6 protein-coding genes are annotated in these 11,904 nt (G+C 42.9%); 1 reads left to right on the forward strand and 5 read right to left on the reverse strand.

Features of this window, described 5'->3' with window-relative positions:
- Positions 1-71: 71 nt before the first annotated feature.
- The 4 genes from cgtA to ACT3S4_RS04100 form a co-directional block, all read right to left on the reverse strand.
- Positions 72-1,289 carry an Obg family GTPase CgtA gene (cgtA, locus tag ACT3S4_RS04085; RefSeq protein WP_444760508.1) on the reverse strand — a complete coding sequence of 406 codons (1,218 nt, stop codon included), beginning with the start codon at positions 1,287-1,289 and terminating at the stop codon, positions 72-74.
- Between the two features lie 285 nt (positions 1,290-1,574).
- Positions 1,575-3,020, reverse strand: coding sequence for a glyceraldehyde-3-phosphate dehydrogenase (locus tag ACT3S4_RS04090; protein ID WP_201559855.1), 1,446 nt, complete (start codon positions 3,018-3,020; stop codon positions 1,575-1,577).
- A gap of 339 nt (positions 3,021-3,359) precedes the next feature.
- Positions 3,360-4,538 carry a lipocalin family protein gene (locus ACT3S4_RS04095; RefSeq protein WP_250163911.1) on the reverse strand — a complete coding sequence of 393 codons (1,179 nt, stop codon included), beginning with the start codon at positions 4,536-4,538 and terminating at the stop codon, positions 3,360-3,362.
- Positions 4,539-4,978: 440 nt separating this feature from the next.
- The gene (locus tag ACT3S4_RS04100) at positions 4,979-6,082 is read right to left on the reverse strand and encodes an NUDIX domain-containing protein (RefSeq protein WP_444760509.1); all 1,104 of its coding nucleotides are present in this window, start codon (positions 6,080-6,082) and stop codon (positions 4,979-4,981) included.
- 296 nt (positions 6,083-6,378) lie between these two features.
- On the opposite strand from ACT3S4_RS04100, the gene hemP reads away from it, so the two are divergent.
- Positions 6,379-6,537 carry a hemin uptake protein HemP gene (hemP, locus tag ACT3S4_RS04105; protein ID WP_227672156.1) on the forward strand — a complete coding sequence of 53 codons (159 nt, stop codon included), beginning with the start codon at positions 6,379-6,381 and terminating at the stop codon, positions 6,535-6,537.
- A gap of 259 nt (positions 6,538-6,796) precedes the next feature.
- On the opposite strand, the gene ACT3S4_RS04110 is transcribed toward hemP, so the two are convergent.
- Positions 6,797-11,791, reverse strand: coding sequence for a translocation/assembly module TamB domain-containing protein (locus tag ACT3S4_RS04110; protein ID WP_250163909.1), 4,995 nt, complete (start codon positions 11,789-11,791; stop codon positions 6,797-6,799).
- Between the last annotated feature and the right edge of the window lie 113 nt (positions 11,792-11,904).

The raw sequence follows: 11,904 nt of genomic DNA on the forward strand, positions 1-11,904 counted from the left end.
CTGTCTCTCATGTGAATTGATTACGGGGATTGATCTAAAAAATTCAAGTATATCAGCTCAAGCCTGTTAGCTTAAGGAACATAAATGACCTCAACACCATCTTCGTCGTCATCGTCAAAATCAGCATCGTTGTCGCTTAAATCTACACCTTCGCGAGCCGCTTTACGAGCCGCACGATAGGCTTCACGCTGCGCCTCAGTGTTTAGACGGACTTCTACTTCTAAGCGCTCAAAACGGGTTCTTTGTGCTTCAGCGAAGATAGGATCTTCTAGTTCACGCTCACGCTCTAGTTCAATCTCATTCATTAAATGATATTTAACTGCATCAGTCCCTTCACCCATTAAGGTTGACGTGCGAAATACATCGCCTGTCCAATCAAGCTCGGCGACAATATGAGTACAAAGCTCATCTAACTCTTCGTCAGGCACCTGATCAATTTTGTTTAATATCAAAATCTGGGGCAAGTTGGATAACTCAGGCGAAAAACGCTCAAGTTCATTCAAAATAACACGAGCGTTGGCTACCGGATCGCTGCCATCAATTGGCTTTACATCAACTACATGTAACAGACGACGAGTACGAGCCACATGTTTTAAGAAACGAATGCCAAGTCCAGCACCTTCTGAAGCACCTTCGATCAAACCTGGAATATCTGCCATCACAAATGAGCGATGACGACCGATATCAACCACACCTAGATTCGGAACGAGGGTGGTAAACGGATAGTCAGCAACTTTTGGTCTAGCAGCAGAGACTTGACGAATAAAGGTAGATTTACCAGCATTAGGCAAACCAATCAAGCCAACATCAGCCACAACTTTTAGCTCAAACTTAAGAACTTTTAACTCACCTTCAAAACCAGACGTCGATTTACGCGGTGCTTGGTTGGTAGAGCTCTTAAAATGGGTATTGCCCAAACCACCATCACCACCTTTGGCAATCAGTAGCGTCTGACCAAGTTCAATCAAGTCACCCAACACTTCGTCAGTTTCGGTATCAACTACCGTGGTACCGATAGGTACTGGTAAAAACAAATCATCAGAGCCCTTGCCTGAACAGTTTCTACTGTGGCCATTCTCTGCTCGCATAGCATCATGACGACGGGTATAACGATAGTCCACTAGGGTGTTGGTGTTATCCTCTGCAATGACGTAAATATCTCCGCCCTTGCCACCATCTCCACCATCAGGTCCACCACGTGGGACATACTTTTCTCGGCGAAAACTGGCGATTCCGTTACCACCGTCACCTGCTTTTACCGTTACGACGGCTTCATCAATAAATCGCATCTTACGTTCCTTTATTTACACTCTAGTTTATAGACTCAATAGCAGTCATATACTGCTTCTTTTGCCTATAGGTATCTTTTAAAAAATAGGAGACTTACGTCTATGTTGCTATATATCATTGCTTTATTTATGACAATAACACCCGATAACCAATTGGACTATCGGGTGCGGTATATATTAACTTAAAAAATCACATCTATTTGTCCATGCTAAAAGTGACTATTAAAATACTTTCTTATAAAGAGTACCTCAATATTAAAAACTCACTACTGCTGTACAAATGTATTAAGCTGGAATCTGTGTATAACTGATGCCTGCCATTTGTGTGGCTAAACGTAATACTTGCGTACTATAGCCAACTTCATTGTCATACCAGATATAAACAATGGCATGATTGTCGGTCAAAATAGTCGCTTGGGCATCGACAATACCTACATGGGTATCACCAACAAAATCCGTCGATACCGCTTCAGTAGAATCTGTATAAGCAATCTGTGTTTGCCACTGACTGCTATTAGAGATTTTACGCATGAATTCATTTAACGCATCAGCATTTTCTGGTGCTGTTTTAAGATTCAAGTTTAAAATCGCTAAGCTGACGTTTGGCGTTGGTACACGGATGGCATTACCCGTTAGTTTACCACTAAGCTCTGGCAGTGCTTTACCAACCGCTTTAGCAGCACCCGTACTGGTAATAACCATATTCAATACAGCACTACGACCACGGCGATCCGCTTTATGATAATTATCAATCAAGTTCTGATCGTTAGTGAATGAGTGAATCGTTTCAACGTGACCGTTTTCGATACCGTATTCATCGTTCAATACTTTTAACGTTGGGGTGATTGCGTTGGTGGTACAGCTCGCCGCACTGACGATTGTATCTTCACCGACTGTATCGTTATTTACACCATAAACAACGTTTTTAATCTCACCGCCAGCTGGGGCTGTTAATAGGACTTTTTTCACACCAGTCGATTGCAAGTGCTTACCAAGACCCGCTTCATCTTTCCAAATGCCCGTATTGTCAATCACTAACGCATCATTAATACCGTAAGCCGTATAATCGATCTCGCTTGGATCTTTGGCGTAGATGACCTGAACAAAGCGGCCATTGATAATCAAGCCGTTGTTTTCATCATCAACCACCACGCCACCAGCAAAGCTACCATGAATCGAATCACGCTCTAGCAATGAGGCGCGCTTGGCCAAATCGCCAGATGCCGCAGGACGTACAACTATGGCTTTTAACTGCATACCTTTAGCACTTGACGCTTGTGATAATAGCAGGCGAGTTAAAATACGACCGATACGACCAAAACCGTATAGCACAACATCAGTCGCAGGATTAACCGTAGTGTCATCACTATTAACGGCTTGAAGTGCTGCTTGTAAATCACTGTCATTAGCGATTAATTGACCAACATCAACCTGTGCAGACTGAAGCTTATCATTAGCCGCTAGCGCTTTAACCATGGCTAAAGTGTCAGCGATATCAATAGATTTAGCCTCTTGGTTACGCAAGGCTACTTTTTGATGCAATGCCAATATTTGACCAACTGACGTCGTATTTAACGTGTCACCGAACAAGGTTACTTGTACGTCTTGCTCATTATAGAGCTTATTCAATAGCCCCATCAGCTCAATCGCTTGTTGCTCTTGATTGTTGTAGTTGCTTAAGTGGTCTTGATGTAATTGGCGTAAGGTATCAGCGTTGCTCACGAGAAACATCCTTATGGTCAGTAATGTGTGATCAGTAAATGATAGAGAATACAGATTAGATAGATTATGTGTGGTCTACGCAATCACTCTAGTATGGCAACCGCACGATATCGGTGTCAGTTATTGATATAGAGTATTGAGATCGCCTAGATTTTAGCCTAAAACGGCCTATTTTGCCAGTGATAACCGATCTGCTAGCGCTTATAAAGCATTTTATTGAGTTATGCAGGTTATTATAAAAATAAAGGCAGCCAATTATGCTGCCTTATTGTTTATTATTGCCAGTATCAAATAGTGGATGATGAAGTAACACTACTATTTAACCCAGTATCTAGTAAGTGATGCTCGTTATGGAACGAGACTAACCGTTTGATTGGTCTGCGAGGTTAACTTAAATTCCTTTAAGTCATAGCCTTGCTGTTGAGCGATTTGACGATATTTGGCATAGGTTTCTTGAGTGACGTTTGGCGAACGCGCCAATAACCATAAATATTTTTTATCAGGTGTTCCTACTAAAGCAGTCTTGTAATCAGCATCACGTGCTAGTACCCAATAATCGGCACGACCAACTGGCAACCAACGAATCCACGATGGTAAAAATGTGACCTTTAACTTACTGCCTGACTCATCAACAGGCTTAGCGATACCCTCAGAAGTAATACCAGAACCGTCTTTCTGTACGCATTTATTAGTGACTATGATACCTGAACCGTCGGTTTTTTCCGTATAATTGGCGGTGACATCACTGGCACAATTGCGCTGAAAATACATGGGCAAACGACCTATCTCATACCATGTTCCTGCATACTTTTTTAGATCAACGCTATCGACTGTGGTCGGTGTACTTGCAGACTTATGAATGATGGCGCTTGGCTTGATTGACAATGTCTCTGTAGTGGTTCTATCAGTAGTGGCGTTAGCAGTCATGTCAGCGTTAGCATTGACTGGTGGCGTCGCCGCATACGCTGAAAATGCAGCTAATGGTATGATAATAGCTAGGGCTATACCCGTATGCTTGATAAGTCCATTCATAAATATACGCTCCGGTATTTCTTTGTATGATGAGTAAGTAGAGGTTGATGATGAATCAGCATTTTGCGTTGAATGATGATTCTGTCCAGATTCTTTTTCGCTCAACTCTTGTGACCATTTATAATCGTTAGTGCAGTGACCACTATCCTTGGTACAGTAATCACTAACGAAATCACTGCTTTCGCTATGTTTTGAATCGCCGTCTTTGTTATTGTTGCTGTTAATCATAGCAGACTCTTTTGCCTGTAGTGGGCTCTTATCGGCGCTTTTATATCCAAAATAGTGATCTTGCGAAGACGTTTTTTTTGCCAAATGGGTAGAATATTGGTCATTTAGATTATCATGGTTGTAGCTAGCATCGTTGCTGGCGTGACCTGTCTGCCGTGTACTATCCTCATTCAGATGATAGTGGCGCGACTGGGTAGTCTGCTTAGATTGAGAACCAGCTTCCTTTGTATCAGACCATGCTGATTGAGGTAACTTATTGGTTTTCATAGAGGTACCATTATTGATAGTGACTGTTAACTATTCTTCTTATATGCCCTATATGTACTCTCATCTTCTGTGCGTCTTCAACTTTTAAAAATATATTGAATGTAAAAGCTGGCGCTGCAAAAACCAAATATTATGAGAGCAGTTAAGAGATATATTGATAATCAATTCGCTTATAAGAATATAGAGTAAATACTCTTTGTTTAGGTGATATATATTAATGGCAGCTCGACTATTAAAACAGTGTTGCAATGTAGGAAAAAGCAACGGTTTGTAAGTAACTATGCGTTTATGCAGTAGAATAAATACCGAATAAACACATAGTTACTGATTGGATAAATATATTAAAAATCAATTATTTGCCCTGATAGATGCCAATTAATGGCAATTCTGGTTCAGAACTGATCAGCATTGGTGCCAACACTCCTTCTATTAGTTTTTTACTATTCAAAGAACTGTCGAATACCAGCAACACTGATACCACCATGCTCTGATACTTGATGAATCAACACAGGTGATAAACCACCCAAACCGATAATCGGCATGTCAGCCAATTGTGCCAATGCTGACCATGATTCCCAACCAAGTGGCACAGTATCAGGATGTGTATGGGTGACTAGTACAGGAGACAAAAAGGCGCCAATGACGGGTGATAATTGCTGTTGTAACCGAGCATGAGCCAGTTTATTGGCAGCATCAATACTGGCGGCATCATGACAACTGACTATTAACGGATAATTTTTAGACAGCACTCTATCTTGTGTATCCTCCGACCATTGCAACAATGCGGTATGAGACAGCTGATTGGCAACGATTGAATTGGCAGTAGTTATATCTTTCATTGCTAGCGGCGCTTCAGTGGTTAGGGTCTGTCCATTGACATCACAAGGGACAATCGCCTTAATATCTGGACGCATGTGCATCAACTGCGCTGCTATACTTGCTGAGCCAGCTGCCTTTATTCGAATATATACCCAAGCATTGGCTGTTAGTTTGTTTTGATGAAAAGTCAGCCATGCGGCCATTGGATCAGGAGTGGCATCAAAATGCGTCAATGGATAGGTAATTGCTATCGTTGTTGGCACACTCAGCCATTCGAGAATTGTCTGGTTAGCAGCGGGTAAATGATACTTTCCTGCTAATAAATCTGCCTTATCTACCCACGTTAGCGCCTGACCTTCTAGCCCATATTGGCGATGCTTATGCTGCTCATACTGCTGCGCAGTCAGCTCAACTTTGTAAATCTGTAAATTGACCTGCTTATCACCATAATCATGATGCAGACGTCCAAGCTTGACCATCGTATTGTCACAAATCTCAATGCCTGTTTCTTCAGCGACTTCCCGAATCAATGCCTGCTCGGCGTTTTCATTGGTTTCTATTTTGCCACCTACAAATTCATAGCGATTGCCTTGATGCTGGGCGGCGTTTCTAAATCCAAGTAAATATTGGGCTTTATGATGAATGACCGCAACTGCCACGTTTACGATAAGTACTTTTTCGCTGTTAAATGAGCTATCAGTGTGGTTATCTGCTTCATTTGGCATCGGCGTCTCCTTTATTACTGTTTTTTTAAAGTGTGATTTGATTGGTTTATATTTTCAAAAAACCAAGTCAATTTATAGCCAACCTATTGATTTATAATAATAATTAGCTAATTTTTATTTATTTAAATCTCATTTACGAAAATTGCTTTAGATAAGTTTACACAATGACTGCATTTTATTTTATCAATTACCTTGCAAAATCTTTCAATGTAAATGATAATTATTATCGTTAAAGATAGTTACTGTATCGCCATTACTATTCAGCCATTTATTATCAAAAGGAATTTACTATGAGCATGGTTATCTCTCGTTACTTGAATTGCCGCGAAAACCGTTTACCAACTTTGCAATCACAACACTTATTTGCACTCACTAAAGAAGTGCGTATTGAGCATGAGGGTGAAGAGTATCGACTACGTTTGACACGTAATAATCGCTTAATCCTGACCAAATAGATTAATATCATTCATCATCAATATTAGGGCGTGTCCTCATTTTAAAAATGGTGATAAAAATGAGATAAATTGCCGTCAAACAAGGAAAATAGCGCCGATAATATCGAGATATTAGTCAGCTATTTGACGCCGTTTGGCAAGATTTGGCCATTTTTAACCCATTTAGATGACTATCAATTGAATTGAGGACACCTCCTAACCTACCTATAAAAAAACGCCTTCATTCAAAGGCGTTTTTTATTGGATAAAACAATGCGATTTAGAACTGCCAGCTGTAAACCACATCCACCGCGTTTTCTGCCGCTGAGGTTGCCTCTACATAAATACGTCGAGTTAACTGATAACGAATAGATAAGCTATTTTGAGCATTAAACACCCCTACTCCGTAGCGTATATACAAGTCAGGCGTCACGTAACCGGTGACGTTGACGTTGGTGTCTTCACTACTGCCTGAGGCATCAACGGTCAAACTCTGAAAACCAAAAATCTGACCAATTTGATTGGTTAGATTGCGCGTGCCACTCAGTCCAAAGCTTAAGCCCGCGGCGGCTAGGTTATTCGTCACTTGCGATTTAAAGCCTTGCTCACTGATTTGGGTGGCGCCCTTGTTATTAATTCGACCTGTCACCAGAGCATTCATCGCCTGCTGTTGGGTCAAACCTGCATTATTAAAGACAATAATATTGGGGCTTTCTGTATTGCCTTTGACACGCACACCTACCGTTTTGCCACTGATCGTTTTAACCGCCTCAATACTGAGGTTAGGTTTCATCACATCACCGTTGAAGCGCACTTGTCCGTAGTTAAGCTCTAGGTTCTGACCAAAAGCGTTGATATTGGTACGACGTGATACTTGCACCACCCCTTTTGCACGCATGACACCCGTGCCAGTTTGAGTGATATTAATCGCACCAGCTAAAGGAATAACGGCACCAAAACCACGGAAGTTGATATCATCACCCAAGTCGACACCGATATCCGCATTGATTGACCAAGGTTTCGATATTGCCAATACCTCGTCAATATTGCCAATGAGACGACGATCAAGAACCACTGCATCTTCAGTTTGAGTAATGATATCTTCGCTGGCTTCTGGCGGACGAATGGTCGCTGACGGTACGCTGACCGCTCCTTTAATATCAACATAACGATCGCCTGGACGCACGATGATATCAATATCAGGATTGATTTCTGCCACTAACAATGGTGGCTGAGTAATTACCAAACGCTCGCCGCTGACGCTAAGCTTCGCTTGGAGTTTTTGTTGCCAATTAACGGTCCCAGTCAAAACCCCTTTACCCGTACCACTGCTAAAGGTTCCATCAATAGTCGCTTGCGTGCCACGAATTTTGGCGTCAGTATTTACATTGGTTAAATTAATGGGCAAATCAAGCATCGCAATACGGCCATTAGCAAGTTTCACATCGCCATAGAATTGCGGCTTATCTAATGTACCGCCCAATCCTCCTGCCATCGTGACATTGCCCTCTAGCACTCGCATACCTGGGAAGAAAGGCTTGAATATCGCAAGGTTAAGCTCATTCAATACCAAAGCGCCCGAAATTGGCTTAGGCGTCTTATAAGGATCAACGACCACTTCAGCATAGCCACGCGCACCGCCACCAGTGTTAATATCGGTACGTAGTTTGATGCCCTCAGGGACGGACAATGCAATTAGTGAGACCCGCTTATAAGGCAGAGTGACGGGTAAACTATCACCATCTTGAATCAAGCCAATTTTGCCGTTGTCGGAATACAGTGTGGTATTAATCGTCGGTGGACGACCACGTTGCCAGCCAACAATCGCCTTACCATTAATTTTGCCATGCCAGTCGATATCTTTAGGTAAAAAGACCGAGAGTAATGACGTATCTAGATTTTGCAAGGCGATATTCACCTCACCTTTATCAGGTGACGCGATTAAGTTTTCACGTAAGCACACCTTGCCCGTTTGATCGGTGGCTTGCCAGCAGTGCGCTGCCAACTGTACTTTTAAATCGTTATTATTGCCATTTTGATTGTTGGGTAAATCAACAATCAACTGCGCTGGCTGTAACTGATTTAAGGTCGCATATTTGGATTGAACACGGCCTTTACCGATGACGCCAGACCAGCTTAATTTATCCCGATTGAAGCCGCCTTTAAGCCTTGCGCCAATCGTGAGCTGCTCATTGGCAACGTCAAGATTGACCACATGCGCCTGCTCAGTACCATTAAATGTTGCTTTAACGCTTTTAAAACTCTGTCCAGCTGCATCTAAGCCTTCAGCGGTGATAATAAGCTGACTTGGGCTGTTTGCTAAATTGACCAGCTTACCGCGCACGCGACCTTGGCGCAAAATAAAGCCCGGCAGTGCAATCCGCTCACCAACCAAATCGATATAAATAGTTGGCAGCGCTTGTCCTACTGGCTGTGATAAGGTCGCACCGCCAGTGACTTTGCCAGCCAATTTATCTGACAACTGATCCAGACTGGTAATATTAATTTTGGTTTGTAATTGCTTAGCATTGCCATTAGCAGTGACATAATTATCACCCCAACGTAGCACTAAATTATCCGCGTTTAAGCTGTCTATCAAGGCATTTACTTGCTTATATTGCGCCTGTGCATCTTGCGTTTGTAGACGCTTGAAATAGCTTGCCAAATCTTTTGGCAGACGCATCTTCGCTGCTAAGCTACCTTTGGCACTAAGCGGTTGACCCTTTAGCATACCTCTTAAATCAATTTTTTTGATATTAATGATTTGCTGCGAGTCACTCCAGCGCCCATCCGTATCGATAGTGCCGGTGATAAGGCTTGGAGTATCTTTGAGGAAATAACCAATATTAAAACGATCCATCACTGCGTCAATATCCCACGCAATGCCTTGACGCACATCAACCGTCCCTTTAGCATCAATACTGCCTGCCGCGCCCACATGACGGAAACGCTTGATACGAATCAGCTGGTCATCGCCACTGGCATCAATGGTTAGCTTGCCCGCTGGCAGTTGCTCAGCATCTAGCACTCCATCGAAATTCACCGCAAAACGTTGCAGTTTGCCTGCGGCATTTTTACTATTCTTAGGCGCAGTTTGCCACTCGCCACTGGTTTTTAGATCACCTGTGATAATCGCTGGATTATTGGGCAAGAAATAACCCAAATTAAATTTATCAAAGCGACCATCTATCGTCCAGCCGATATTTTTACGCAAATCGATGACGCCCTTGGCATTCACTGCGCCCGCTTCACCGTTGTAATTGAGCTTACGAATACTGATAAACTTTGGCGTGCCAGCCGCATCAATAGATAGGCGTCCTTTTGGTACATCTGCAGTATCGACTTGTCCATTGAAGCGCGCATCGAACATAGATAGCTCGCCACCAACGATATCGATTTTGGCATCACCCGCACCCGTTATACCAATAGCACGGCCATCTTGAGTCGCATCAAGTTGCGCCTGCAAGTCGGTCTTGTTTAAGGTGATAATATGACGCTGACCACTAACGCCACCTTTAGTAATAGTCAATAAACGACCACGCGCGCTGACACTACCTGTTAGGCGCTCAATCGGCAAATCACTGCGATACTGTTTGGGTAATAATCCATTGGTACGCGCATCTATCTGCCATGTGAGCGGACGCTTTTTATTTGCCAATTGAATCTGCCCAGTACCTGATAAGTCGCCCACGACTCCTTTATAATTCAGGCGATTGATGTCAATGACATCCCCAGCTTTGCGCACGCTCACGTCATAGTTGCCTTTAGGAGCGGCATTCAATTCATTAATGACCGCATTGGCATCTACTGATAACCGTGAGCCACGAATGATGACATCCGCCTGTCCACGCGGACTATCAATATTACCGATATTGGGCACATCGCGGCGGATTAGGTTTTGCCATTTAGCATCGATATACCAAGGCGCTACCTGTGTCGACTTCGCTGACGTTTTGCCTTGAACGATATTAGCATTCACATGCTCACCATCACGTTGACGCAAATCTGCATCAAGCTCTATGTTACCAGTGCTGTTTTTCTGCTGATAATGTAGTGACAATCGACCATTCAGCTTTTGCGGTGCATATGCTTTGAAATCAACATAGTCATTAGGAATAACGCGGCGAATATCAAAATTGCTACCTGTCGCTCGTACTTTTGCATCAAAACTGTCTTGCCAATCTAAAATACCTTGCAGAATTAAATTTCCAGCTGGCACCTGAGCATCTAAGCGATCAATACGCATCTGACTGTTTGCAATAACGGCGCGACCTTGATAGTGACCAGACGGAATGTCTTTAGCCGTCAGCTCAGTATTGATACGCAGACGTATTTCAGAGATAACCCCTGTCGCGGTAGCAGTACCACTTTTTAAACGAATTTTTTGACTGTCAGCATAAGGGATCAAAATATCATCCCATTGCAATTTTGCCTGAAATGGCGAATCCTGATCTAAACCTTGTACAACAAAATCACCGCTCACATCGCTGTCATTGTAACGACTACGAACCTTACCAACCGTACGTTTTAGCGTCCCTGTTGCTGTGATATTCAATGGGTCAACATAGGCTTTTTCTAGCGCACTGACTTCTGCAATCGCGCTTAAATCTAGCGGATAGTCGCCTTGTAAATCAATTTCACCTTGTAAGGCACTGATTTTGACGATATCAGCATATTGTAAATCGCCGCGACCAACCGTTACCGTGCTACCGACCCATGTCAAATCACGGGCAACAATATCCTGCACAACGATGGGCTCTTTGGTCACTTGTTTATAAGTAATATTTTTTATTTTAGCGTGATCAAAGCGTAAGTTCACTGGTAGCTGTAACGTTTTATAATCGAACGGCTCACCCGTTGGTGGCTTGTTATTGATAATCTCAATGGTTTGTATGTCTGCATCACGCAGATGCACTTCTTTGGCAAATATGGCACGCCAGCCTATCTTGACGTAAGCTTTATCAACCAATACTTCAAGGTCTTCAGTCGCCTTGATATCGATATCAGTGACCCAGATACCATCACGTAAATTACCGCGACCATATTTAAAATCAATGCCCGTCTCAGCACTGACTTTCTCTAATATAAACTTCGTACCCGACTCTGTGCCCATTGCGTAAAAAAACACGGCAAACATGATGGCCAGCACAATTAAAATAAGCACCAGTAATTTGAGCAAAAATGACAGCGGATACCAACGTCTGACGGCACGAGCGTCTCGCTGTGCTGGATCTTCATCTGGGGCGTTATTAGGCGGGGTATTTTTTGTCAGCATGACACTCAACTACGTTAAAGAATGGTCACCGGCAATCGGCACGATAAATAAGAAATACAACGGATATTGCTAATAGCGCGTGTTGAACCTGTCTCTATGTCACTAACTGAGAC

Origin of the sequence: Psychrobacter sp. AOP30-A2-5 (assembly GCF_052378115.1) — a bacterium.
Lineage (GTDB): Bacteria > Pseudomonadota > Gammaproteobacteria > Pseudomonadales > Moraxellaceae > Psychrobacter.

Excerpts from the sequence above, each read along its gene's own strand:
- ACT3S4_RS04095 (WP_250163911.1), bottom strand. The coding sequence starts at position 4,538 with ATGAAAACCAATAAGTTACCTCAATCAGCATGGTCTGATACAAAGGAA.
- hemP (WP_227672156.1), top strand. The coding sequence starts at position 6,379 with ATGGTTATCTCTCGTTACTTGAATTGCCGCGAAAACCGTTTACCAACT.
- cgtA (WP_444760508.1), bottom strand. The coding sequence starts at position 1,289 with ATGCGATTTATTGATGAAGCCGTCGTAACGGTAAAAGCAGGTGACGGT.
- ACT3S4_RS04090 (WP_201559855.1), bottom strand. The coding sequence starts at position 3,020 with ATGTTTCTCGTGAGCAACGCTGATACCTTACGCCAATTACATCAAGAC.
- ACT3S4_RS04100 (WP_444760509.1), bottom strand. The coding sequence starts at position 6,082 with ATGCCAAATGAAGCAGATAACCACACTGATAGCTCATTTAACAGCGAA.
- ACT3S4_RS04110 (WP_250163909.1), bottom strand. The coding sequence starts at position 11,791 with ATGCTGACAAAAAATACCCCGCCTAATAACGCCCCAGATGAAGATCCA.